This window comes from Aquilutibacter rugosus (assembly GCF_036541335.1).
Lineage (GTDB): Bacteria > Pseudomonadota > Gammaproteobacteria > Xanthomonadales > Xanthomonadaceae > Aquilutibacter > Aquilutibacter rugosus.
Genome location: NZ_JAZHBO010000002.1, coordinates 187,133 through 211,218 on the forward strand (window position 1 = coordinate 187,133; position 24,086 = coordinate 211,218).

The window sequence follows — 24,086 nt, forward strand, 5'->3', positions numbered from 1 at the left end:
AATTCGTTCAAGCCGAGATCGCTTCGCGGCCGCGGAGTTGTTCGGTAAATTGTCACAACGCCGCGGCCGCAAAGCGCTCCGGCTTAACTCAGGCGTTAGGCAGCACTGATGCATCTACGCAGGCCAAACCTCTTCTACACCGTTCTGTCCGTTGCTCTAGCCACCTTTGGTTATTGGTCATTCCTCAACACGCTTGAACCTATGCCGACGCCCTTAATGGAGGCGAGCGGCTCCGTTTCTGCTGCAGAGGCCAACCGGCGCAAGGGATCAATCCACACCATCTACTTCTCGCTCCACGGGAGCCAAAAGCGATTTGCCTATCCAGGAATCCTTCCTCGCATTGATGACGTTTGGTCGAGCCTCGAACTTGGCTCTAACGCCCAAGTGCTCTACACCGATAAGGATCCAAGCACTGAGGTTGTTGAGCTTTGGGGCCTCACGGTCAATGGGCGCAGCTTGATTCAGCCCACCGAGGCCTATAGGGCTCGCCGGGAGAATGGGTACTGGGGCTTGGCGCTCGGAATTGCGTTTACGTTCTCCGCCGGGTACATGTGGTTCAAAGGTGGCAAGGGTGCCGCCTAACAATTCGTTCAACCCGACATACCTCCGTGGCACGTGACTGAGGCTTTGCGCTACGCTAGCCTCAGTCCCGCACCACTACGGTACGCGGGTTAACTCAGGCGTTAGACCGCGGGTGCAGGATTTGAGTCGATCCATCGAAGGAGCACTTTCGGTCGTAGTCGCGCTAGGCGCGACCATTTGCAGCAGCTGGCTTCCGCGCAAGACGCCTGTGACTCACGCCAGCATCATGGGTTGTGAGAACGGGTGTGACATCGCTGCCGGCGGATGGCCATTCATTTATGTCGTGGATGGAATGACCAGCTCCCCGGTTGGATCTGCGGATTTCCTGGGTGCGCTTGTAGGATTGGATGACTTCCGCTGAGAAATGTTCGCGTTGAACTTTGTTGTCTGGCTCTCGGCAATTGCTATAGTTGCTTTAGCGTTCTCAAAGCGGAGATAGCCGCTAGCGGTCTAACAATTCGTTCAAGCCGAGATCGCTTTGCGGCCGCGGAGTTGTTCGGTAAATTGTCACAACGCCGCGGCCGCAAAGCGCTCCGGCTTAACTCAGGTGTTAGGTCTCTTCCCCAACCATCATGACACTCCCAGCAAACTGCCCGCCTGAAGACGCATATCGGACGACACTGACCGTCTATCGGTTGGTTCGCTCAAATCCACCTAGCGCTTCGGACTTCATCCCGACTGCGCACGTACCGCAGCGTAAAATCAGTCAAGAAGATCTTTGTTGTGCGCACGGGGTGTCCGTATTTGAAGAACGAGCCGACGCAGAGCAAAGGAGGAGGCTGTTCAAGAATCTCAGGTCCTGCGACGTCTCCGTGGGAACAATCTCTCCTTCAGATGGACCGGTAAAGCAAACCTTCAAACCAAGCCACTTCACATGGTGGATTGAGTGCCTCCAACCGCATTCGCTGTTCCAGGTGGCACCATGAATATTCAGAACATCAAGTCGATCATTCCTGACCTCACACCCGTTGAGGTCTTTGTGAATTATGACGGCCCCAAGTTCTACAGCTGCCATGACCGCGCAGGTCAGCTCTACCTTGCGTATTGGATCGATAGTGAAGAGTATTTTACTGACTGGCTGTATATCCGGATAAGCGCCACGCGCTATGGGGAAATGAAGTCCGGGAGACTATCGCCAGAAAGAGCGCTGAAAGAGCCAGAAGACGGAACGGCCCACTTTGTTCGTTTCGGGCCAGATGTATATGAAGTCACCGACTTGATGGCTCAGGCAATACATCCTGATTGGCTACCACCATCAGACTTCTTTCTGCCTGCCATTGATACCGAGTTGTCGCTTGCACCTCTTCCTGCAATTCAAGACGCGCGCGCAAGCTTCCGCAACATCCTTGACGTAGCAATTACGCAAGGAATTCGCAAGTATGAAATTAGTGCACTCGCACTCGGACGGTTGCTAGACGGAATTCAAAACACAGTCTTCGCGCTCTCTCCAGAAAACAGCAATGAGACTCGCAAAGTCGCTGAATCTGTAAAAATGAAAAATGAGCTGTTCGCAACTGCAGCGTTCGCCAGCTCATTCGGTGTGCGTCTCAAGAGCAACGAGCAGATGTTCTCTAACGAGAGTGACGCGGAGGTTGCACTGCAGAGGCTTCTCAGCCTGTTTCAGCTGTGCGGTGACCCTATCAGTGTTTCTTCCGGGCTTCAGGAGTACGGCATCCTCGCCCGATCGCGGTTCAAGCACCTGATTGACCTACTAGATGACAGCCAAGCCTCAATTCGCTTGGAGTGGGCTTCTCCAACTGGGCATGGTGAACAAGCACGCCTGTCACTCCAAGAGATTCGGGCAACCTCGGCTTATTTGAGCTTCAAGCATGACGTGACAACTGCAAAGATTGAGAAGTACGGCACCCTAGTGGGCGTCAATGTGCAAACAAACTCTTTCGCACTTTTCGCAGATGATGAGCTCTACAAGGGGACTCTTGCTGAGGACCTCAAGCACTCGTCTTTCCATGTACCGAGCCGTGTATCAGCAACCCTTGAAGCAACATGCGACATCGACCCTCTGACTGACAGAACCAAGTGGGCGTATGTTCTGCTGTCTTGCAAAGAAGAGACCTAACAATTCGTTCAAGCCGACACCGCTTCGCGGCGTCGGCAAAGTCTCAGAGGATTGTGCCTCTGCCGCCGCCGCAAAGCGGTGCGTCTTAACTCAGGCGTTAGTCATCACCACAGTCTCTATCGCAAACCAACCTCAAGGGAATCCTAGTGAGTACCGATACATTCAAAGCCTCGGTTCAGTACAACGACCTTGCCGGTAGCTCCGCTGCTGATCGTGCCGACATGTCAGACGCGAGCAAATGGCTTCATGACAAAGGTCTTATCCAAGACGACGAATTGTTGGTTGGCTACGAGATCTATGTCGGTCAGCTGTCAACGGGACCCTCTGACGATCCAGCGATCCACACTACCTTTCTGCTCGCAAAGACGAGTGGAATGGATCCGTTCTCTAAAATCGTGAAGGGTGGCGGAAATATTGACCTGCGCAAGGTCACTGAAGAACTCTCTCCAAAAGAGTTTTTTTCTCTGTTTAAAAGGTTCAGCGTGACACTTTCATCCGGCGGACTTCTTGAAGGGCGTGAGTACAACTACACAGAAAGTGACGCCTAACAATTCATTCAAGCCGACGCCGCTTCGCGGCGCGGCTTAATTCCGGTGTTAGGCCGTCATGAAAAGCAACCCGGTTCTCTCAATAGCAATTTCCGGAATTCTGGCCGCTCTGGTCTGGATTTTTAGCAGCCACTTCACTGGGCGTCCCGAGCCTTGGGACGGCAGCTTTAGCTACTACCTGGGGGGCCTGTTCTTAGCAGGATTTATCTCTGCCCTCATTGCACCACTTCCCGTCTGGGGCCACTACTTAGGCGTTGTTCTGGGGCAAGTCGCATATATGGTTTTATCAGGCGGCGGAGCATTGATATTGCTAGGCATTGCGTTCGCTTCGCTCTGGTCCATCTCGGCGCTATTTGGTGCGGCATTGGCGCTTGCGGTTCGATTCGCGCTGATGCGTACCAGGGAGACGGCCTAACAATTCGTTCAAGCCGACGCCGCTTCGTGGCCCGGCCTTTTGTGCTAGCTTATAGCACAACGCCGTGCCACTACGCAGCGCGGCTTAACTCAAGTGTTAGGCGTCACTTGGAGGTGTCATGAATGTTGGAACAAACCCCATGCCAGCTGTCGCCAAAGGCACTTTCACCGCTGAAATGAAGCCTCAGTCCGAACCGGAAAACGGCGGCGGAGTGAGCTTGGGGCGGCTGTCCCTTGAAAAGAAGTTTGAAGGAGATCTTTTTGCCACCAGCCGCGGTGAAATGCTGACTGTATTGACGCCAGTTAAAGGCTCTGCAGGATACGTTGCGATTGAACGTGTGACCGGCACATTGAATGGACGCAGTGGCGCCTTTGTTTTTCAGCACACGGGCACCATGGCTCAAGGCGCGCAGCAACTGTCCATCACGGTGGTGCCGGACTCCGGCACGGAAGAGCTGAGCGGAATCTCCGGCGACCTCAAGATCAATATCGTGGAAGGCCAGCACTTCTACGAGTTTGAGTATTCGTTACCTCAAAGCAGCTAGGCCGGATAAGACAGGGCCCACAACGTGTGTGGGCCCTGATGGCGTAACTGATCGAGTACTAAACCCGCGACAACGCGGCGTCCTGATTATTTCTGGTTCAAATAATCCAGCGAGACCTGCAGCATCGATCGCACGCCGACGTCGAGTGAGCGCTCGTCGAGCATGAAAAACGGCGAGTGGTTCGATGGCGCGTTGACGACATCAACGGTCGGGTCGGTGGCGCCGACAAAGAAGAACAATGACGGAACCTGCAGCGCATAGACGCCGAAATCTTCGGCACCCATCTGCAACGGCGGCTCGGTCACGTTGGCAGCACCGACCGCTGCACGCAGGCTGGGCAGCATCTTAGCGGTCAGGTCGGGGTTGTTGACCGTTGCGGGCGTTTGCGGCTCCGCCGGGATGTTGAGCTTGGCGGTGGCACCGATGGCTTGGGCGCTGTGGGTCACGACATCGTTCATATCCTTGATGATCTGACGGCGCATCGCCGGATCAAAGGTGCGCAGCGTGCCGAGCATTTTGACCTTGTCGGGAATGATGTTGTTGCGGATGCCGCCGTTGAACGCGCCGATGGTCAACACCGCCGGCAGTTTGGCGATGTCGGTGCGACGGCTGACAATGGTCTGCAGATTGGTCACGATGGCAGCGCCGGCCACAATGGGATCCACGCCGCCCCACGGACGAGCGCCATGGGTCTGACGTCCGGTCACTTCGATGTCGAAGAAGTCACTGGCCGCCATTTCCGGCCCGCTGCGGACAGCGATCGTGCCGGCCGGAACATTGGCAAAAACGTGCAGCCCGAATACCGCCTCCGGCTTGAAGTCCTTGAACAGGCCTTCCTTGATCATCAGTGAGGCACCGCCTTCCTCGCCGGCGGGGGCGCCTTCTTCGGAGGGTTGGAAAATCAGCATGATCTGACCGGGCAGATCCTTGCGCATAGCCGCCAGCGACTTGGCCACACCGAGCAAGATGGCGGTGTGGGCATCGTGGCCGCAGGCATGCATCACGCCGGTGGACTGACCGTTGAACGTGGTCGTGACCTTGGAGGCAAACGGCAAGTCATTGTTTTCGGTGACCGGCAGAGCATCCATGTCCGCGCGAAGCGCGATCCGCGGCCCGGGGCGAGCGCCTTCGATAATGGCCACCACGCCGTGATGCGCGATGCCGGTGCGCGGCTTGAGCCCAAGCTTGGTCAGTTCCGCGGCGACCACCTTTGCAGTGCGCTCTTCGCGATTGGACAGTTCAGGGTGCGCGTGGAAGTCGCGGCGCCAGTTCACGACCTCATTGTGGACGGACTTGACGGCGGCCTCGACCTCGGGGCGCAGGGTGGCGGACTGAGCAAACGCAGCGCTCGGTGCGAGCAATGCCAGGGCGAGAAGATGTTTAAGCGAGGCCATGAACAGGATCCGGAGGTGGAGATCCCTTTACGCTAAACCATCTGTCAGCGCTTGACCATGCATGGTGCTGCTGAGGGCACTCAGGTGCAGCAGCAGACGCGATAACGACACCACGTCCTGGTGATTGTGCTCGCCCACGCGGCGCAAGTTGGCGGCGCTGCCGCCGTGCAGGTAACTCAGCCAGGCGGCGGGTGCCTCGCTGCCGGGGAGATCATCCTCGCGGACTACGCGCAGGACCTCGCGCTCGATCGTGCCGAGGCGACAGTTCTCGTACACGCCCTTATATTGACGGCGAGTGGGGTACAGCAAATCTACATGGCGTAAGTCCTGCAGCGGATTGCCCAGGCGCCCAAGGCGGAATCGCGTTTTGAGCAGCGGTGCATCGTAGGATTTGCCGTTGTACGAGCACAGCACCGTCTGCGGCTGCAGCCACTGCGCAAACTCGCGCAACATGGCGGACTCCGCGCCGAGCGTGGTGGTTAGCAGTTGTCGCACACGCAGGTTGTAACGGGCGGAATCGTTGGGCACAAACTGCGCCACGCCAATCATGAAAGCCCGCGTGCCCGTGCCGCCGGAAAGTCCGGTGGTCTCGGTGTCGAAAAACAGCACGGATTCCAGATCAATGGCATCGCCCCGGTCAAATGCGCCGCACAGTTCACGGCCGGAGCGCAAGTCCAGTGGAACGAGCGCCTCGTGCAGGTGCAGGCCGGGCGCGATTTCGGATCCCGGCACCGAGCGGTCGCGATGAGGCTTGGACGCCGTCTTAGTGGCTCGCGAACGCAGCTCGACCATGCGGCGTAATGCTTCGATCTGGTTATTCGGCGAAGGGCTGACAGGCGCGGATGACACCGCCGGCGTGCTCCGGCTTCCGGCTTGCTGCTTCAGTGCCAATAGGCGGGCGATCGAAAGTGTCATTCGGCCTCGGCGGACAACAGCAAGCCCAACACGCGCAGCGCGGTCTGCCGCGGCGACAGACCATCGGCAAACTCATCGGCCGCATTCGGAATGGGGCCAACACAACTGGGACAACCGGCAGCGCATGCGCAATTGCGGACCAGTTGTTCGGCCTGAGCCACCAGCATGCCCTGGCGTTGCCACAACGGCTCGGACAGCCCGACACCGCCGGGATAGTTATCGTACAGATAGACGGTAGGGGCAAAGCCCTGCAAGGCCGCCGGAGCGCAATCATCGCCATCGAGACTGCGGATTTGGCCCCGACCGTTCGAAGCCGTAACCGCCGACCAGGAGCCATCGCCCGAGCCAACCGCCCGCTGCAGATCTCGCCCCTCAGCCATGACTGCGACCCGCGCCACGACATGCAGCGCATGCGCCGCGCCGAGGAAACCGTCGAGCGCATCCTGTCGCGACTCAAACGCCGTCTCCAGCACCCCTTGCGGCAACTGCCACCAGACCGCCGAAGTCTGCAACTCCTGATCAGGGAGATTGACCGGACCATAGCCGATGTTTTCGTGCGTGTAGTAACGGATCTTCTTGTAGCCCGCAACGCGTCGCACCACATGCACCTCACCGTGGTGTGAGGCCCCCGAACCGCAATCGGTGACATCGAACGAGTCGAGTACTTTTAATCGCGTGTAATCAATGGCGTCGGTGTAGTAATCAACATGTGTCCGCGTGACGAAGGCTTTGCGGCCCTCCCAATCCAAGCGCTCGACCTGATAGGGCACGGACTGAATCATGTGAATCGCACCCTCGTACAGCATCAGCGGTGCCGAAGCGTAATCGACCTCGGCAATGATGGTCTGTCGGCCTTGGGTACGATCTACAACGACGAAGTTGCCATCGGCCACGGATCGCAGACTGACGGCATTGGCAGGGTAGCTGTCGGCAATCCATTCGAAACGATCGCCCTCGCGATGGATGACGCCATCTTGCTCCAGCAGTTCCAGATACAAGGTAGGGTCCACATGACCAAATGACTCGCCGGTCACGAACGGCAGTTCAAACGCAGCGCAGCGAATGTGATCGAGCAGGATTACCGGTTGATCGGCCGCGATGCGCGCATGCTCTGGCGGCGAGTCGGTAAAGAACTGCGGCTGCTGCACGATGTACTGATCGAGCGGATCGGAGCTGGCGACCATGACCCCGACGGCACTTTGCTGACGCCGACCGGCGCGTCCGAACCGTTGCCAGGTGGCGGCAATGGAGCCCGGATATCCGTTAAGCACCACCACGTCCAGGGCGCCGATATCGACCCCTAGCTCCAACGCGGACGTGGAGACAATGCCATCGATCTCACCGCTGCGCATGGCCCGCTCGGCTGCACGACGTTCGGTCGGCAGATAGCCACCGCGATACGCACGAATACGCGCCGGCACCCGCGGGTCGTGATCAAACACATCTTTCAGATACTTAGTCAGCACCTCGACCATGGTGCGTGACTGCGCAAAGATCAGGGTCTTGAGGCCGGCCTGGATGGCCGTGCGGGCAATGCGGGTGGACTGTGATCTGGCCGACGCTCGTAAACCCAAATCGGGATTGACGATGGGCGGGTTCCACAAAAAGAAATGGCGTTCACCGCTAGGCGCGCCGGATTCCGTGATGGCGTGCACGGGGCGCCCAATTAGCGCCTGCGCATGTTCGGCCGGATTGCCGATGGTTGCCGAACACAAAATATATTGGGGTCGTACCCCATAAAAATCGCAGATGCGCTGCAGCCGTCGCAGCACATTGGCCAGATGCGAACCCAGCACGCCGCGATAGGTGTGAATCTCATCGATCACAATGAACTGCAGGTTCTCAAAGAACTGTGCCCATTTGGTGTGATGCGGCAAGATGGCCTGATGCAGCATGTCGGGATTGGACACGACGATGTCGCCCTGCAGCCGAATGGCCTGGCGCTGATCACCGGGCGTGTCGCCATCGAAGGTGGCGGCGCGCACACCCAACTCACCCGCAGCGTTGATATCGAGCAGCTCCGCGACCTGATCTTGGGCCAAAGCCTTGGTCGGAAACAGAAACAGGGATTTTTTGCCCGCCGCCATGGCCGCGCTCAGTACCGGCACCGTGTAGCACAAGGACTTGCCCGAGGCGGTGGGGGTCACCACGCACACATCTTGCCCTTGCATGGCTGCCGTAATCGCTTGCGCCTGATGCGAGTAGGGCCGCTCGATACCCCTTGAACGCAATGCACTCAATAACGAAGGCGGTACCGATGCCGGAAACTCTCCGTAGCTGCCTGTGCGTGCAGGCTGCACCCAATGTGCCGTGATGCGGTCTTTGTATTTACGGGCCAGACGCTGCGGCCAATGCGCGGCCGAAACCGGCTGCGGCGCCGTGAGATCGAAAATGGAGTTGGGCAAAGGCAAGGACATAACGGCAACCCGCAGTGAAACTGCCATCAGCTTGCTCCGATCGGGTCTCAGGGCGTGAGACCACTTCAAACGAATGCAGATGGCATGCGGGTTAGGGCTGACTACAATGGGCCGATGACTAATCGAACCGCGCCCTCCGCGCCGCTGGCCCTGTTCTCGATGGCGGTCGGCGGCTTCGCCATCGGCACTACCGAATTCGCCACGATGGGCGTACTGCCCGAAATTGCCAATGGTATGCAGGTCAGCATCCCGCAGGCGGGTCACTTCATCAGTGCGTATGCGATCGGCGTCGTAGTCGGGGCGCCTGTGCTGGCCGTGCTGTTCGCCCGCACACCGCGTAAAGTGCTGCTGCTTGGACTCATGGTGGCGTTCGCAATCGGCAATGCCTTTAGCGCCTTGGCCACGACCTCCACACAGCTGTGGTGGGCGCGATTCATTGCAGGCCTTCCGCATGGCGCCTTTTTTGGTGTGGCGTCGCTGGTGGGCGCGCAGCTGGTAGGACACAAGCATCGGGCCAAAGCCGTGGCCGCCATCATGATGGGACTCAATGTCGCCACCTTGGCGGGAGTTCCTCTCGCTACATGGATTGGTCGAAGACTGGACTGGCCCGCCGTTTACTGGCTCGTGGCGGGGCTTGCTGCCGCCTGCCTCCTGCTAATGATGCGTTTCGTGCCGAAGGGAATGGTCGGCACCGAAGTGCATCCCATGGATGAACTGAAATCTCTGACGCGCCAGCCCGTGGTGATTGCGTTGCTGACGGGTGCGATTGGCGGGTGCGGATTATTCAGTGCCTTCAGCTACATCGTGCCGACGCTCGAACAACATGCCGGAGTGCCTTCGCAAACCGTTCCGTGGATTCTTGCGATGTTCGGTGTGGGTCAAATCATCGGTAGCCTCACCGCCGCGCATTTTGCCGACCGCGCGCTGCTGCCGGCGATCAAAGGCTGTTTGCTGTGGAGTGCGTTGTGCCTCGTCATCTTTGCACTGATGTGTGGCGTGCAGGTGCTGGCAGCGCCCCTGGTATTCCTGATCGGTACGATGGTGACCCTGGCCAATCCCTTGCAGATCCGTCTAATGGACGTGTCGGGCGAGGCGCAGACGTTGGCAGCGGCCGGGAATCACGCCTCCTTTAATTTGGCCAATGCCATGGGTGCATGGCTGGGTGGTCTGGTGCTGACTTGGGGCTGGGGTTACCCCGCCACCGGCTGGGTTGGGGCGGTGCTGGCACTGCTCGGATTGGCCCTCTTTGTCGGTAGCCGGCAGCGACCGGTGCCGCATCGCGAGGCCTGAAAGGCGGGCAGGGCCCGGATGTCGGTGAGCTGAACAATACTTCGACGGGATACTATTGCGGTAGCAATAGTTGCCTTGACAAGTAAATATTACGGATGCACAATATCCGCCATGACTTCACTAGATGCCTCCAGCAGTTCCAATCTTGGCCGCTTGCTGCGCCAGACTCGCGAAGAGTTGTGGCGTCACATGTCTGCTGAGCTGGCTGCCGTTGGCATCGAAATGAACTTCAGTCAGTACATCGTCATGAAGAATCTGCGTAACGGTCCGGCAATGTCGTCCTCGCTGGCCGACTGTGCTGCCATTAACGCCGGTGCCATGACGCGCGTCATTGATTCCCTGATTGAGCAGGGTCTGGTTACTCGCACACCATCCGAACAGGATCGGCGCGTGATGCACGTGGACCTGACTGCGCAAGGCAGGAAGATCGCTAAACAAATGGAAGTCTGCGGCTTGCGCACGCTCGAGTGTGCGTTCGCCGACATTTCCGACCGCCGTCTTTCCGAGCTGTTTCATACGCTCGAAACCATCGTCGGTAATCTGCAGTCGTCTAACGAACCTCAATAAGAACAGTACACAATGAGCAAGAGTCAATCATTCCGCCCACGCGGTCTGACGGCCGCCGCATTGGCAATGGCCCTGTCGGCCTGCGCCAGCACGGGCGGTCTGCAACCCAAGGGTCAAATACACGATGCCAATGCCACATTGGCTACGCAAGAATCGTTGGGTCAATACGTCCGTTCCGGTGCAGAGTTTCCCGCCGCCAACTGGTGGACTGCATTCGGCGATGCGCAGCTCGACACACTGATTCGCGAGGCATTGTCCGCACAGCCATCGCTTGATGCTGCCAATGCCCGCGTCGATCTGGCCAATGCGCAACTGGGACTGGTTACTCAGGAAGACAAATGGCAAGGTCAGGCTGTCGGCCAGGTCAGTGGCGTGCAGTTGCCCGAGACGATTATTCCTGAGCCGATCGGCGGTGAGTTCAAGGCCACAACCATTGGTCGCGTCCAGTTCTCCAAGACCTTTGACGTGTGGGGCAGCAACAAGGCCAAGCAGGCACAATCTCTGGATGCAGTGCATGCCGCTCAAGTTGATGTGCAAGCTGCGCGTCTTTCGATTGCCGCCAACATCGCCCGCGCTTATGTCGGTCTGGATCAGGCTTACCGTGCCAAGGACGTCGCTGCTGACGAACGGCAGCGCAACGAGGCCCTGTTAAAGCTGGCTTCGGCACGCGTTAAGAAGGGTCTGGATAACGAGCTGCAAGTGCGCAATTCGCAAATGGCGATTGCTTCCGCACAGCAACTTTCGTTCGCTGCCGATCAGCAGATTGCCTTTCTCAAGCATGCCATTGCGGCGCTGATGGGGCAGGGACCGGATCGAGGCAATGCCATTACGCGTCCTGCGATGAAGCAGGCGGGTCGTCTGAATGTCCCTTCGGTCCTGCCTAGTGAACTGCTGGGACATCGTCCGGATCTGGTCGCTGCACGTTGGCGCGTAGAGGCTGCTGCTAAGGGCATTGATGTAGCCAAGGCGGCGTTCTATCCCACCATTAATCTCAGTGGCATGGCCGGCCTTGCCGCTGCCGATGTCATGGATCTGTTTAGCGCCAAGGCATTGCTGCTGCAGGTCGGGCCTTCGATCAGTCTGCCGCTGTTCGCACAGCGCCGACTGCAAGGTCAGCTGGCCGTCAACGATGCGCAATACGATCTGGCCGTGGCTCAATACAACGGCCTGCTGGCCGGTGCGTTACGTGAGGTGGCGGATGCCCTGACCTCGAACCGCACGCTGGATGCGCAAATCGGCTCGCTGCAAATGGCGGTAGATGCCGCGCGCAAGGCCGAAGCCATTGCGGTGGCCCGGTACCGTGCGGGCCTCGGTACGCAGATTGATGTGCTCAACGCACAGCGTCCTCTGCTGCAAATGAATCAACAACTGGTCGCGCTCAAGGCGCAAAAAAATCAAACTCTCGTCGATCTCAATACTGCCCTCGGTGGCGGTGTGCTGATGGAAGGCAACTGAAATGACACAAGAACTGAATCCCTCGGCCAATGCGGCCAATCCGCAGGCAACTGCTCCGAACGGCAAGCGCAAGCGCGCCTTGCTCATTCTCGTTGCAGTGCTGGTGCTCGCTGCCATCGCAACGCTGTTGCTGTACCTGTTTGACTGGCGCTGGAAGGAGACCACCGACGACGCCTACGTGCAAGGCAACATGGTGACCATTACGCCGCAAACCGCCGGTACCGTCACTGCAATTCACGCCGAAAACGGCATGAAGGTGGAGCAGGGCGCTACGCTGGTGGAGCTCGATCCGCTCGATGCAGTCGTCGGCCTGGAAAGCGCCAAGGCCAATCTGGCCAACGCGGTGCGGCAGGCTCGCGGTCTGTATTCGCAGGTCGCAACCGGTGCTGCTGAAATTCGCGCCAAGCAAATTGCTCTGGCCAATGCCCAGCAGGATCTGGCACGTCGCCAGGGTCTGGTCGGTATGGGTGCTGTTTCGGCTGAGGAACTGGCGCATGCCCGTGAACAGGTCGCGATGGCTGAAGCGGCGTTGAGTGCTTCGAACAGCACGCAAGCTCGCGCTCGTGCCCTGGTCGATGCCACCGGTATCGCTACGCAACCGCAAGTCGAAGCGGCTGCAGCGCAAGTGCGGCAGGCGTATCTGGCCGGTGCGCGCAATCGCATCGTGGCGCCTGTCGGCGGCTATCTGGCACAACGCACCATTCAAGTGGGTCAACGCGTGCAGCCCGGTACGTCGCTGATGACCGTGGTCCCGCTGGATCAGGTCTGGGTCGAAGCGAACTTTAAGGAAACGCAACTGAAGAAGATGCGGATCGGTCAGCCGGTAAAGGTCAGCGCCGATTTGTACGGCGACAAGATCGAGTACAAGGGCAAGTTGGTCAGCATGGGCTTGGGTACGGGTAGTGCCTTCAGCGTACTGCCGGCCCAGAATGCCAGCGGTAACTGGATCAAGATCGTACAGCGCGTGCCGGTGCGCATTGAACTGGATCCGGCGCAGGTCGCCAAGTATCCGCTGCGTATCGGTCTGAGCATGAGCGTCGATGTCGATGTGCACGACCAGAACGGTCCGGTGCTCGCCGCCGCCGCTCCGAGCAAGGCGGTTTACACCACCAACGCATATGACCGTCAGCTGCATGAAGCCAATGACCTGATCGCCGGCATCATTGCCCGCAATTCCGGTCGCTAATCCAGGAAGGCATCGCCGTGTCATCTGACAGCGCCGCAACCAATCCGCCTGCCGCCGCCGCTCCGGCGCCGGCCGCAGCGGGCTTCGCGCCACCCAATCGCGCATTGACAACTCTGGGTCTTACACTTGCATCCTTCATGCAGGTGCTGGACATGACCATTGCCAACGTGTCCTTGCCGACCATTGCCGGCAATCTGGGCGGCAGTTCCAATCAAGCCACCTGGGTGATCACCTCCTTTGCGGTCAGCAATGCCATCGCACTGCCGCTGACGGGCTATTTCACCCGTCGGTTCGGTGAGCGCAAGCTGTTCGTGTGGGCCACCATGGCCTTCGTCATTGCATCGCTGTTGTGTGGCTTGGCCACGAGCATGAACTTGCTGGTCGGCGCGCGTGCGTTGCAGGGCTTTGTCGCCGGTCCGATGTATCCGGTCACGCAGGCGCTGCTGCTGAGTGTCTATCCGCCCAATAAACGAGGGCAGGCGCTGGCGCTGTTAGCCATGGTGACGGTGGTAGCACCGATTGCCGGTCCGATTCTCGGTGGCTGGATTACGGACAATTACAGTTGGGAATGGATCTTCTTCATTAACGTGCCGATTGGCGTGTTTGCGGCGATGGTCGTTGGGGCGCAGCTGAAGGGCCGGCCGGAGCGCACTGAGAAACCGCGCATGGACTATGTTGGTCTGTTCACGCTGGTCCTGGGCGTCGGTGCGCTGCAAACGCTGCTGGACTTGGGCAACGAACAGGACTGGTTCCACTCCACTGAGATCGTCGTGCTGGCGGTGATCAGCGTGATTGCACTGGCAGTGTTTGTGATCTGGGAACTCACGGATAAAGACCCGATTGTGGACTTGCGGTTGTTCCGTCACCGCAACTTCCGTGCCGGCACGATCGCGATGGTGGCGGCGTACTCGGCCTTCTTCAGCGTCGGTCTGATGGTGCCGTTGTGGCTGCAGCGTAACCTGGGCTACACGCCCATCTGGGCCGGTTTTGCGACGGCTCCGATCGGTATTTTGCCGGTGATTCTGACCCCGTTCGTGGGTCTGTATGCGCAACGTTTCGACTTGCGCTGGGTCGCCAGTCTGGCCTTCGTGTTCATGGCGGCTACCTGTTTTATGCGATCGGAATTCAACACACTAGTTGATTTCCGGGACATTGCATTGGTGCAGCTGTTCCAGGGTTTCGGTGTGGCGCTGTTCTTTATGCCCGTGCTGACGATTCTGCTCAGTGACCTCGAGCCGCACGAGATTGCCGGCGGTTCGGGCTTGGCGACCTTTGTGCGGACCTTGGGCGGTTCGTTTGCCGCTTCGATCACGACTTGGTACTGGAACGAACGCACCACGGTGCATTACGCCCATCTCACCGAGGCGGTGCAGAGCACGCAACCAAGCGACGTCGCGCTGGTGGGGCAACTGGGTGGTGGCAACACCACGGCCGGACTGGAGCGCCTGTCGCAGATGATCGCTCAGCAGGCCAACCAGATCGGCTTTAATGAGATCTTCCACATTCTCGGCTGGCTGTTTATTTTCGTCATTGCCGTGGTGTGGTTTGCCAAGCCGCCATTCACCGCCAAGGGCGGGCCTGGCGCCGCAGCGGGCGGTCACTAGTCGGGGTATCACGCCCCGGCTGGCCGCCGGTTTGCTGGTATAATCAGGGCAACGTTTCAAGATGGGATCTGCAGGTCTCCGGCGCGGCAACGTCCCGGATTCGCGTGCGACATGAGGACTACCTTCCGCCACCGTTGATCCATGGCCCCGGGTGCACACTGCATCTCGGACAGGCGCCATGTGGCGCCTTTCTTGTTTCTGTTCCCCTCATTACCGACTCCATATGATCTCGATTACGCTTCCCGACGGCTCGCAACGCCAATTCGAAAATCCCGTTTCCGTATACGATGTGGCTGCCAGCATTGGCGCCGGTCTGGCCAAGGCCACCTTGGCCGGCAAGGTCAACGGACAACTGGTTGATGCCGGCACGGTCATCGACAACGATGCCAGCCTGGAAATCGTGACCGAGAAGTCGCCCGAGGCGCTGGATATTCTGCGGCACTCGACCGCGCACTTGCTGGCACAGGCCGTGCAGCGTCTGTTCCCCGGCGCGCAAGTCACCATTGGCCCGGTGATTGATAACGGCTTCTATTACGACTTTGCGTACGAGCGTCCGTTCACGCCCGAGGATTTGCCTCTGATCGAAGAGGAAATGCGCAAGATCGTCAAGGAATCGCAGCCGGTTTCGCGCAGCGTCAAGTCGCGCGATGATGCGGTGAGCTTTTTCCGCGGTCTGGGCGAGAACTACAAGGCCGAAATCATCGAGAGCATTCCTGCTTCCGAAGATCTGTCGCTGTACACGCAAGGCGAATTCACCGATCTGTGTCGCGGCCCGCACGTGCCCAACACCGATAAGCTTCGCGCCTTCAAGCTGATGAAGGTGGCCGGTGCGTACTGGCGCGGCGACAGCAACAACGCAATGCTCTCGCGCATCTACGGTACCGCCTGGCTCAACGACAAAGACCTCAAGGCATACCTGCTTCAGCTCGAAGAAGCCGAAAAGCGCGATCACCGTAAGATTGCCAAGGCTCAGGATCTCTTCCACATCCAGGAAGAAGGCCCGGGTCTGGTGTTCTGGCATCCCAAGGGTTGGTCGATCTGGCAAGTGGTCGAGCAGCACATGCGCGGCGTTTACCGCAAGAGCGGCTATCAGGAAGTGCGTTGCCCGCAGATTCTCGATGTCTCACTGTGGAAGCGTTCGGGTCACTGGGATAACTACCAGGACAACATGTTCTTTACCGAGTCCGAAAAGCGCACCTATGCCGTCAAGCCCATGAACTGCCCGGGCCACGTGCAGGTGTTCAACTCCGGTCTGCACTCGTACCGTGACCTGCCGATTCGTTACGGTGAGTTCGGTGCCTGCCATCGCAATGAACCGTCGGGTGCCTTGCACGGTATCCTGCGCGTGCGCGGTTTTACTCAGGACGATGGCCATATCTTCTGCACCGAGGCGCAGGTCGAGGACGAAGTGCGTGCCTTCCACCGGCAAGCGCTGGATGTGTACAAGACGTTCGGTTTCAGCGATATCCAGATCAAGATTGCCTTGCGTCCGGATTCGCGCCTGGGCGATGACGCCACCTGGGATCGTGCCGAAGATGCACTGCGCGATGCCTTGCGCTCGGCCGGTGTCGAGTGGGAAGAGTTGCCGGGCGAGGGCGCCTTCTACGGTCCCAAGATCGAGTACCACCTGAAGGACGCGATTGGCCGCACCTGGCAGCTGGGCACCATGCAGGTCGACTTTATGATGCCGGCCCGTCTGGGCGCGGAGTACATCAACGAGCAAAGCCAGCGCGTGCATCCGGTCATGTTGCACCGGGCCATTGTGGGCTCCATGGAGCGCTTCATTGGGATCCTGATCGAGCATCATGCCGGCGTGTTCCCGACTTGGCTGGCCCCGATTCAGGCCGTGGCACTCAACATCACCGACGCGCAGGGCGAGTTCGTCCGCGAAGTGGCCGCGCGCCTGGGTGATCTGGGTATCCGTGCCGATGTCGACGACCGCAACGAGAAAATTGGCTTTAAAATCCGCGAACATACGCTGCAGCGGGTCCCTTACCTGCTGGTAGCGGGTGACCGGGAGCGCGAGCAGGGCCTGATTTCGGTCCGCACCCGCGCCGGCGAAGATTTGGGTACTATGACGCCTGAGGCCTTTGCTGAACGCGTCAGAGCCGAATACGGCGCCTGATTTGGGTTTACCATTTACAATATAGACCTGCGCGCCCCGTTTGACGGGACGGCGGCAACTGATCACTTTGGAGATTGATTTATCAGCACTACGGAAAAACAGAACCGCAGGAATTCCGAGATTCGCGTCCCCCGTGTCCGCGTTATCGGCAGCGATGGCGAACAGCTCGGTATCCTGAGCCGCGATGAGGCCCTGCGGGCCGCTGAGGAGTTGGGACTTGATCTGGTTGAAATCCAGCCCAACGTTGATCCGCCGGTTTGCAAGATCATGGACTTCGGCAAGTTCCGCTTTGAACAGCAAAAGCGCGCTTCCGAAACCAAGAAAAAGCAAAAACAGGTTGAAATCAAGGAACTGAAGTTCCGTCCGGTGACGGACGAGGGCGACTATCAGATCAAGCTGCGCAACATGCGTCGTTTCCTTGAAGAAGGCGACAAGGTCAAGGTCAATATCCGTTTCCGTGGCCGCGAAATGTCGCACATGGAGCTGGGTCGGCAGATGGCTGAGCGCATTGAGGCCGATCTGGGTGAGGACATCGTCGTCGAATCGCGGCCTCGTCTCGAAGGCCGGCAGATGGTCATGATGATCGCACCCAAAAAGAAGTAAGCTACGTTCGGTCTACAGGTCTTGGCGCCTCACCGCGACCGCCTGTGAACTAAAGAGTGACTTCACTCACATCGCCCCGCATCCGCGGGGCGATTGCGTATGGGCCTTGCCGCACTTTGTTATAGTGTTTCGATGTCTTCACGAGTTCTTGCCGACATCCGGCACTATCAGAATGCAGCGGGCCAGGGCGCCGTTGTTACGGCGCACAGCCGATCCAATCTGATTACCCCGGAGTGGTTTGAACCCCGGCACTGGGGCGAGTCGGCCGAGCGCATTCGCACGGGCGGACGCGGGGGTGCCTACGTTGTGCATACGCCGATTGGCCCATTGCTGTTGCGGCGCTATCTGCGCGGCGGCATGGTCGGTCCAGTCTTAAAGGACCGCTACTTTTTTCAAGGCGGCAATCGCACTCGCAGTTTTTCCGAGTTCTTTTTAACGGCCGATCTGTTCGAGAAGGGAGCGCCGGTACCCGAGCCGATCGCCGCCACTTACTGGCGCAGCGGCAAGTTCTATCGCGCCGCCATCTTGCTGCAGTTCCTGCGCGATATCCGCACGTTTGGCAGTCTCATGGTGGATCAAGGTGCGAAGGCGCCGTGGGCCGACACCGGCCGTCTGATCGCCAAAGCGCATCGTCACGGACTGGATCACGCCGATCTCAACGCGCACAACATTGTGTTCAATGCACGAGGGCAGGGCTGGCTGATTGATTTCGACCGCTCGCATGTGCGCATCCCCGAAACCGCGTGGCGCGAGAACAATCTGCAGCGTCTGAAACGTTCGGTGCTGAAGATTCAGAGCGAACATTCGAGCCAGCTGGATGCTTCTGTGGCTTTGCAGGGATTTGAGCAGCTCGAAGATGCCTACTGTCAGGCTTGGGCCCGCGGCGTCTAGCGCGGTCGCGCAGCGCGCGACGCCGCGCCTTGGTAAATGGAAATTGGAAACTGGTATTGGTAAATGGTGCGGGGCGCTATGAACGCCGACCAACCCCACCATTTACCATTTCCCAAACACCATTTACCGGAATGGAGATGGCCCCGCCAGCACATCCCGGCACCCACATCAGTAAATACCGTTGCTGCCTTCCGGCCCTGGCGGAGTTTTCTACCTAGTGTCGCGGGAGGCCAACGGGGCCACCATAGTGACTTGCAAAATCAGCCGTCTATTTTAGCGCATTCGTCAGGCGGCTGCTTCGGTTTCGATCTCGCCGATGGGTTCGGCCAGGTCGGACTCTTCGTTACGGGCATTATTGACCCGTTTGCTGACCGGAAAAATCGCCAGCGGGGGCGCGGGCTCCATCAGCAAACGCATGGACTCCTTGGGCTCCGTGGCGTGCAGCCAAGGCATGACCAGCTCGGGGCGCAGCATCACGGGCATGCGGGAGTGGACACGGTCGGCAATGCCATTAGCGGGTTTGGTGACGATGGTAAAGGTCAGCAGAGCACTATTGCCGGCATCGGTCCACAGCTCGAACAGGCCGGCGAACCATAGGGCCTCATCGGTGGCATGGGCGATGGCATAGGGCTGTTTGGGCGCCGGCCCTGCGATCCATTCGTAATAGTTGCGCGCGGGAATCACGCAATGACGATAGCGATACGCGCCGCGGAACATGCCGCTGGTGTCCACGGTTTCGATGCGGGCGTTGATCGGATGCGGTGGCGACAAGTCCTTTTTCCAGCCGGGAACCAGTCCCCATTGCATGGGGAGGGCGATGTCCTTGCCTTCGAAATGGGCGACCGTTGCGACGGCAGCGGTAGGCGCAATGTTGAAGCGCGGACGGATGTGTTCGTTGAGCTCGTCGCGCAAATGCTCGGCCATGCCGGGCGGAAGATGACTCTTGAGTAGGACTTGGGCGAAGCGGCCGCACATGGCGTCGAGGTTCCGTAGGTTCTAAACACCAGCATACGAAGAGTTGGCCGCCAAGTTCTGAATGCCGGCTCTCTAGGCTCGGCTGGCGTCGGTATTAGCGCTTGGCGTCTGCGGCTTGTGACGGCAACATCGCCACGGCCAATAACGTGACTAAGGACAATGCGGCGCCGGTGGCATGGCCGACAGCAGGCCTTGCGTGAGTCCCATGTGGAGTCCCCAAATCGCCACGCCGATTTATACACCCGGTTGGGTGAGGGTGCGGGCGAGCACGATGTCCGCTGCGGCCAGAGCGAGCATGCCCAATGCGAGCAAGCCTTTGCGACTCATGCGATCGGCCATCAGTCCCACGGGATAGGCACTTAGCGAATAGACCAGACTCATCACCACCATCAGTAGCGGCACATGCGCATTGCTCATGCCGATCTGGCTGCCACGCAACACCAGGAACGCCTCGCTGAAACGTGCGAGCGACAAGAAGCCGCCGACCATCGCAACGATCCAGAATGGGCGTCCTAATTTGCGAAGGCCTTCGCGCGTGATCGGAAGGCGGGCGGCCTTGGCGGCATTCGGGGGCTCGCTCAAGCCGAAGATAATCAGCAGCACGCACAGAAACGCAGGAATGACGGCAAACCACAGCACCTGCAGAATGTCGTCAACCCAGTAGCTCAACAGCACCACAGCAAACAGCGGGCCCAGCACTGCACCCACAGTATCCATAGACTGACGAAGGCCAAACGCCGCGCCGCGGTTCTCATTGCTTGTCACGTCTGCAATCAGCGCATCGCGGGGTGCGCCGCGAATGCCTTTACCGAAACGGTCCACCGTCTGGCGGTTACTACCATTCCAATGCTATCGGCCATAGGAAACAGCGGTTTTGTCAGTGCGGCCAGTCCGTAGCCAAGTAGCACCAGCGGTTTGCGCTTACCGAAGGCATCGCTGATGTACCCGGAGAATGTCTTGGTCACCAGCACCAGTGCTTCGGATGCGCCTTCAAGAAGCCCGATTGACAACGCACTGGCGCCGAGCACAGAGGACAGCAGCACCGGCAACAGCGCGTGCACCATTTCGGAGCTCATATCCATCAGCAGGCTCACGAAACCGAGCGTCCACACGGCGCGAGGCACGGGCGTTCGGGTGGTTGGTGTCATGCGCGGGTCCGATGCAGGATGCAGGTTGAATCGCTAGCTTAGCGGCATCAGCCTCTGCTTGTTGGTCTAACGGTGCGGGTTCGCTTGAGATCGACGGCACGCGTCTGAAAGACATGCCGGGCTTTCCGGCAGAGTACTACCAGGAGGCAGATACGTTCTCGACCGTTCTCGACCTGTATCGGGCATCGCAAGGAGTGCAGTGGACGATGTTGTCGCCGGCACCGATGATCAGCCCGGGTGAGCGCACCGGCCAGTATCGTGTGGGTACCGATAGCCCGCTCGGCGATGCCATCAGCGCGGAGGATTTTGCAGTTGCGATCGTTGACGAGCTGGAGAAGCCCGCGCATGCCGGTAAACGGTTTGCGGTTGCCAACTGATCGGAAGGCGAGGAGGGAACGCCTGGCTCGGATGCCACCTTGCCGGCGCTACGTTGCCTACGAGGGCCAAATCCGCTAGAATATTGCGTTCTGTCGCCTCGGCGCAGAAATCTGGAGAGGTGTCCGAGTGGTTGAAGGAGCACGCCTGGAAAGTGTGTAAGCGTCTAAACCGCGCTTCGGGGGTTCGAATCCCCCTCTCTCCGCCAGATACAGAAACCCCGCCCAATTGGGCGGGGTTTTTTGGTATCTGCGGATCAGATATTTAACCACCCCCCCCCCGGAACAGGGCTGCGTATGATCTCCTGATCTTTTTACAGTAACTAATTTCCGAGAATTGCGTGCGCGATTTGCTGGTCAATGTCGCGTCCTTCGTCGTCGCGCTCCCGTGGCATGAGGTAGAGGCCATTTGGATTCTTCTTTGCCCAGAGTTCGCCGACAGCACGTTTGGCCACATTCTTAGGATGCGTGTATCGGTCGTCACCTTTGTACTCGATCACGAAAATTCGACCGTCCTTTAGTTTCGCAATGAAGTCAGGGTAGGTGGATCCGGTTGCTGTTGGGAACCGGAACTGGGTTGGATGCGCAAGGTTGCGGACCCATACCTCCACATCCGGATTGCGGTCAATGGCCGTGGCGCAGCGGTACTCCTCCGCCAACTGGCCATCCCGACGACGATAAGGTAGATCGCCCGGGACCGCGTAGTAGTGCTTGGACCACTCAAGCGGAGCAGGGCACGGCGAGCGCATGGGGTAGGCCAAATCCGAGAACCTGAATACAACACCGGGATCGACCACAATGGAGTCAAGGCTGAATAAACTCTTGTGAGCCTGGTTGCCACGCTGCAGCTTGGCGTCTGCAAGCAATTGCAACAGACGCCGCGCAATAATGAATCTTCCGCGCACAAGCTGGCCCAAGCTGTATCCCTTTCGCTTCAGCGGTGCCAATGCTTGGGCTATCCACTCAATCATCGTCTCTTGGCGAACGTCATTCTGGACAACTTTGTTTTCGAGCCAGATGAGCAAGTCGGACTCCTCCCAATCACCGGCTAACCCGAACAGGTAGTCGGTTTCCGGCTCATGAACCATGCTCATGGTCACCGTTTTCTCGCCGAGGTCGATCTCCCAAGTTTGGGCGCGTGTATTGAACGAAAGCGAGTCCAACTTGCCCGCCGTGTCCGCAGGGTTCCAAAATCCGTCTTCCATCAACAAGTCGTTTTCGACAGGCACGATCCGCTCACCGAACTTAATCGATAGCTGTGGCACCTCAAACCTAACTCCCTTTTGTGCCGGAGTTTGGCGTAAGGTCGCTCGCTCGTTGTGTTGCTCAAGCGAAGTTTGTACCTGCTCCTTGGCTTTGCCAGTGAACGCTTTTGCGATGGCCTTGACACTCTCGGGTTGTATCGCGCCCTTGACTTCCACCACGAACTTGCCTGCTTCTTCGGCGGGCTTGATTGTGATGTTGCGCAGGTCGCCCGCTGGCACGTTCGCCAAGTCGGGCTTCTTTGTTGCCGTGAGCCGGAGCATCTCGACCCGTAGCGCGGGGTGTTCGCCATCGTCAGGGATCAGCGGCGGTTGTGTCGGGAGGTTCTGCGCGGCTTCCAATCGCGAGAAACCCATGCTCTCCAGATGGTCTGTGAATTCGACAGCCTTGGCGCCGAAGTAGGGCGACACGACATGAGCATATGCTTTGTTTAAGGCCGGATGGGTGCGCATGCGCGCATAGGGCATGCGCAGAACGCGGCCCAGCAACTGCTCGATGGCGGTCGCGGACTTCGTGCCTGATACAGAGCACAGCACATAGGCGAAAGAACAGTCCCAGCCTTCTTTCAGCGCTTCCATCGTGATGATGATGCGTACGGGACAGTCTTCTGCGAATAGGTCGATCCCGTCGAGCTCACGTTGGTCGCCAGTGGCAATCTTTACCCATTCGGAGCTAATCCGTTCGCCGTCTTCGCCTGTCAGGTAGTTATAGATTGTTTCGACAGTCGCCTCGCCACCCTTATGCTCGGCCTGGATTAATAGGATCGGACGAATGTAGTCGGTTTCCTTCCTTGCTATTTCTTCCAACTCCTGCCGTCGCAGCAAAGCATGGCGCAGGGCAACGTGCCAGCCGTCCAAGTGCTCTTCCAGCATCACCGGCAACTTGATCATCTGCTCGGCGAACAACTGCGAGGCGGACACGCGCACCAGCACATTGCTGGTGCTCATGTCCGGCGTGGCGGTCAGTTCGATGATGGCGCTAGGGGCCAGACGCTCGTACACGACGCCGGACAGGTCGCTGGTCGCGTTGTGCGCCTCGTCGGTAATCACCAGCGGGCGGTGGAGCCGCAGCAGGTTGGCGAACGAGAAGCGCGGCCCCTTGCCGTCCTCCGTCAGTTCCAGGTCCGGCAGTGGGGCGTCTTTCGGCAAGGCGATGAAATGCGGTTCCAGCGCCTCCTTGTGCGCATAGAAGTCGCGGATGTCGATGTTCTCGACACGCGCCGCCGCCAGCGTCGCAATGACGATACAGGTGCGCGTCGCCAGTTCCTGCTGCGTCAGTTGTTCGATGTCGTCGCCATCCAGCACCGACACCTGGCCACCGAACGCGGCGTCCAGTTCCTGGCGGTAGGGGTGGCGGCGATTCTTGAACGCGTCCAGGGTCTGCTGCTTGATCGTACGACTTGGCACCAGCCACACGACCAGCGGGCGGTCACGTTCCAGCCAGTTGTCCGCCGCGCAGCGGATGAAATGCGCGCCCATCAGCGTCTTGCCGCCGCCGGTGGGAATGCGGATGGCGACATAGGGCACGTTGCGCAGGCTGGGCAGCTCCTGGCCGTCCTTGTTGCGCAGGTTGCGGTACTCGGGCACCAGCATGGTCTTGGCGTCCGGGTGCGCGTGTGCGTCGAACGCCTCGGCAACGCCCTCCGAGCGCGCAGCGCGCAGGAAGTCGGCCAGCCGCGCGAGTGATTTTTCCTGGTAGTCCTTCAAGTCCATT

At 59.0% G+C, this 24,086-nt stretch carries 21 protein-coding genes, 1 tRNA gene and 1 other RNA gene; 15 read left to right on the top strand and 8 right to left on the bottom strand.

Annotated features, from left to right (window positions below):
* Window positions 1-108: 108 nt before the first annotated feature.
* The 5 genes from V3390_RS06135 (at window position 109) to V3390_RS06155 (ending at window position 4,166) form a co-directional block, all read left to right on the top strand.
* The gene (locus V3390_RS06135) at window positions 109-582 is read left to right on the top strand and encodes a hypothetical protein (protein WP_331703802.1); all 474 of its coding nucleotides are present in this window, start codon (window positions 109-111) and stop codon (window positions 580-582) included.
* Window positions 583-1,504: 922 nt separating this feature from the next.
* Complete coding sequence (locus tag V3390_RS06140) at window positions 1,505-2,659, top strand: DUF6575 domain-containing protein (RefSeq protein WP_331703803.1); 1,155 nt, start codon at window positions 1,505-1,507, stop codon at window positions 2,657-2,659.
* Between the two features lie 146 nt (window positions 2,660-2,805).
* Window positions 2,806-3,207 carry a hypothetical protein gene (locus V3390_RS06145; protein WP_331703804.1) on the top strand — a complete coding sequence of 134 codons (402 nt, stop codon included), beginning with the start codon at window positions 2,806-2,808 and terminating at the stop codon, window positions 3,205-3,207.
* Between the two features lie 58 nt (window positions 3,208-3,265).
* Window positions 3,266-3,622, top strand: a complete 357-nt coding sequence (locus tag V3390_RS06150) for a hypothetical protein (RefSeq protein WP_331703805.1) — start codon at window positions 3,266-3,268, stop codon at window positions 3,620-3,622.
* Window positions 3,623-3,740: 118 nt separating this feature from the next.
* Entirely contained in the window at window positions 3,741-4,166 is a 426-nt protein-coding gene (locus V3390_RS06155; RefSeq protein ID WP_331703806.1) for a DUF3224 domain-containing protein, read from the top strand.
* A gap of 86 nt (window positions 4,167-4,252) precedes the next feature.
* Here the strand turns inward: V3390_RS06155 and V3390_RS06160 are convergent, their stop codons facing one another.
* From V3390_RS06160 to V3390_RS06170, 3 genes are all read right to left on the bottom strand, one after another.
* Window positions 4,253-5,560 carry an amidohydrolase gene (locus V3390_RS06160; RefSeq protein ID WP_331703807.1) on the bottom strand — a complete coding sequence of 436 codons (1,308 nt, stop codon included), beginning with the start codon at window positions 5,558-5,560 and terminating at the stop codon, window positions 4,253-4,255.
* Window positions 5,561-5,587: 27 nt separating this feature from the next.
* Window positions 5,588-6,409, bottom strand: coding sequence for a ribonuclease H-like domain-containing protein (locus V3390_RS06165; RefSeq protein WP_331703809.1), 822 nt, complete (start codon window positions 6,407-6,409; stop codon window positions 5,588-5,590).
* A gap of 62 nt (window positions 6,410-6,471) precedes the next feature.
* Window positions 6,472-8,919, bottom strand: coding sequence for a DEAD/DEAH box helicase (locus V3390_RS06170; RefSeq protein ID WP_425493023.1), 2,448 nt, complete (start codon window positions 8,917-8,919; stop codon window positions 6,472-6,474).
* Window positions 8,920-9,006: 87 nt separating this feature from the next.
* Between V3390_RS06170 and V3390_RS06175 the strand changes: the two genes are divergently transcribed.
* The 8 genes from V3390_RS06175 to V3390_RS06210 all read left to right on the top strand — a co-directional run bounded on the left by V3390_RS06175 (window position 9,007) and on the right by V3390_RS06210 (window position 18,613).
* A complete protein-coding gene (locus V3390_RS06175) occupies window positions 9,007-10,182 on the top strand; it encodes an MFS transporter (protein WP_331703810.1) in 1,176 nt (391 codons plus the stop codon).
* Window positions 10,183-10,293: 111 nt separating this feature from the next.
* A complete protein-coding gene (locus V3390_RS06180; RefSeq protein WP_331703811.1) occupies window positions 10,294-10,749 on the top strand; it encodes a MarR family winged helix-turn-helix transcriptional regulator in 456 nt (151 codons plus the stop codon).
* A 12-nt stretch (window positions 10,750-10,761) separates the two neighbouring features.
* Window positions 10,762-12,204: an efflux transporter outer membrane subunit gene (locus V3390_RS06185; RefSeq protein ID WP_331703812.1), complete on the top strand. Its 1,443-nt coding sequence runs from the start codon at window positions 10,762-10,764 to the stop codon at window positions 12,202-12,204.
* A 13-nt stretch (window positions 12,205-12,217) separates the two neighbouring features.
* On the top strand, window positions 12,218-13,390 hold the full coding sequence (locus tag V3390_RS06190) for an efflux RND transporter periplasmic adaptor subunit (RefSeq protein WP_406805163.1): 1,173 nt from the start codon (window positions 12,218-12,220) through the stop codon (window positions 13,388-13,390).
* 17 nt (window positions 13,391-13,407) lie between these two features.
* On the top strand, window positions 13,408-14,994 hold the full coding sequence (locus V3390_RS06195) for a DHA2 family efflux MFS transporter permease subunit (protein WP_331703813.1): 1,587 nt from the start codon (window positions 13,408-13,410) through the stop codon (window positions 14,992-14,994).
* A 223-nt stretch (window positions 14,995-15,217) separates the two neighbouring features.
* Window positions 15,218-17,119: a threonine--tRNA ligase gene (thrS, locus tag V3390_RS06200; protein WP_331703814.1), complete on the top strand. Its 1,902-nt coding sequence runs from the start codon at window positions 15,218-15,220 to the stop codon at window positions 17,117-17,119.
* A gap of 81 nt (window positions 17,120-17,200) precedes the next feature.
* Window positions 17,201-17,722 carry a translation initiation factor IF-3 gene (gene infC / locus V3390_RS06205; RefSeq protein ID WP_331704327.1) on the top strand — a complete coding sequence of 174 codons (522 nt, stop codon included), beginning with the start codon at window positions 17,201-17,203 and terminating at the stop codon, window positions 17,720-17,722.
* A 132-nt stretch (window positions 17,723-17,854) separates the two neighbouring features.
* Window positions 17,855-18,613: a 3-deoxy-D-manno-octulosonic acid kinase gene (locus V3390_RS06210; protein WP_331703816.1), complete on the top strand. Its 759-nt coding sequence runs from the start codon at window positions 17,855-17,857 to the stop codon at window positions 18,611-18,613.
* Window positions 18,614-18,753: 140 nt separating this feature from the next.
* Here V3390_RS06210 and ffs read toward each other — a convergent pair.
* The 4 genes from ffs to V3390_RS06230 all read right to left on the bottom strand — a co-directional run bounded on the left by ffs (window position 18,754) and on the right by V3390_RS06230 (window position 20,736).
* Window positions 18,754-18,850: signal recognition particle sRNA small type (gene ffs, locus V3390_RS06215), an RNA gene on the bottom strand.
* Between the two features lie 48 nt (window positions 18,851-18,898).
* Entirely contained in the window at window positions 18,899-19,588 is a 690-nt protein-coding gene (locus V3390_RS06220) for an SOS response-associated peptidase (RefSeq protein ID WP_331690007.1), read from the bottom strand.
* Between the two features lie 234 nt (window positions 19,589-19,822).
* The gene (locus V3390_RS06225) at window positions 19,823-20,410 is read right to left on the bottom strand and encodes an MFS transporter (protein WP_331703817.1); all 588 of its coding nucleotides are present in this window, start codon (window positions 20,408-20,410) and stop codon (window positions 19,823-19,825) included.
* Window positions 20,362-20,736, bottom strand: coding sequence for an MFS transporter (locus V3390_RS06230; protein ID WP_331703818.1), 375 nt, complete (start codon window positions 20,734-20,736; stop codon window positions 20,362-20,364). The genes V3390_RS06225 and V3390_RS06230 overlap by 49 nt, the downstream gene beginning before the upstream one ends.
* Before the next feature lie 113 nt (window positions 20,737-20,849).
* Between V3390_RS06230 and V3390_RS06235 the strand changes: the two genes are divergently transcribed.
* Window positions 20,850-21,113: an NAD(P)-dependent oxidoreductase gene (locus V3390_RS06235; RefSeq protein ID WP_331703819.1), complete on the top strand. Its 264-nt coding sequence runs from the start codon at window positions 20,850-20,852 to the stop codon at window positions 21,111-21,113.
* A gap of 113 nt (window positions 21,114-21,226) precedes the next feature.
* Window positions 21,227-21,319, top strand: a tRNA-Ser gene (locus V3390_RS06240).
* A gap of 114 nt (window positions 21,320-21,433) precedes the next feature.
* Here V3390_RS06240 and V3390_RS06245 read toward each other — a convergent pair.
* A complete protein-coding gene (locus tag V3390_RS06245) occupies window positions 21,434-24,085 on the bottom strand; it encodes a DEAD/DEAH box helicase (protein ID WP_331703820.1) in 2,652 nt (883 codons plus the stop codon).
* Between the last annotated feature and the right edge of the window lies 1 nt (window position 24,086).

What these genes read in the sequence shown, in the direction of transcription:
- V3390_RS06155 (WP_331703806.1), top strand. Translation starts at nt 3,741, where the DNA reads ATGAATGTTGGAACAAACCCCATGCCAGCTGTCGCCAAAGGCACTTTC.
- V3390_RS06235 (WP_331703819.1), top strand. Translation starts at nt 20,850, where the DNA reads ATGCCGGGCTTTCCGGCAGAGTACTACCAGGAGGCAGATACGTTCTCG.
- thrS (WP_331703814.1), top strand. Translation starts at nt 15,218, where the DNA reads ATGATCTCGATTACGCTTCCCGACGGCTCGCAACGCCAATTCGAAAAT.
- V3390_RS06170 (WP_425493023.1), bottom strand. Translation starts at nt 8,919, where the DNA reads ATGGCAGTTTCACTGCGGGTTGCCGTTATGTCCTTGCCTTTGCCCAAC.
- V3390_RS06150 (WP_331703805.1), top strand. Translation starts at nt 3,266, where the DNA reads ATGAAAAGCAACCCGGTTCTCTCAATAGCAATTTCCGGAATTCTGGCC.
- V3390_RS06135 (WP_331703802.1), top strand. Translation starts at nt 109, where the DNA reads ATGCATCTACGCAGGCCAAACCTCTTCTACACCGTTCTGTCCGTTGCT.
- V3390_RS06175 (WP_331703810.1), top strand. Translation starts at nt 9,007, where the DNA reads ATGACTAATCGAACCGCGCCCTCCGCGCCGCTGGCCCTGTTCTCGATG.
- V3390_RS06210 (WP_331703816.1), top strand. Translation starts at nt 17,855, where the DNA reads ATGTCTTCACGAGTTCTTGCCGACATCCGGCACTATCAGAATGCAGCG.
- V3390_RS06230 (WP_331703818.1), bottom strand. Translation starts at nt 20,736, where the DNA reads ATGACACCAACCACCCGAACGCCCGTGCCTCGCGCCGTGTGGACGCTC.
- V3390_RS06185 (WP_331703812.1), top strand. Translation starts at nt 10,762, where the DNA reads ATGAGCAAGAGTCAATCATTCCGCCCACGCGGTCTGACGGCCGCCGCA.
- V3390_RS06245 (WP_331703820.1), bottom strand. Translation starts at nt 24,085, where the DNA reads ATGGACTTGAAGGACTACCAGGAAAAATCACTCGCGCGGCTGGCCGAC.
- V3390_RS06180 (WP_331703811.1), top strand. Translation starts at nt 10,294, where the DNA reads ATGACTTCACTAGATGCCTCCAGCAGTTCCAATCTTGGCCGCTTGCTG.
- V3390_RS06140 (WP_331703803.1), top strand. Translation starts at nt 1,505, where the DNA reads ATGAATATTCAGAACATCAAGTCGATCATTCCTGACCTCACACCCGTT.
- V3390_RS06220 (WP_331690007.1), bottom strand. Translation starts at nt 19,588, where the DNA reads ATGTGCGGCCGCTTCGCCCAAGTCCTACTCAAGAGTCATCTTCCGCCC.
- V3390_RS06160 (WP_331703807.1), bottom strand. Translation starts at nt 5,560, where the DNA reads ATGGCCTCGCTTAAACATCTTCTCGCCCTGGCATTGCTCGCACCGAGC.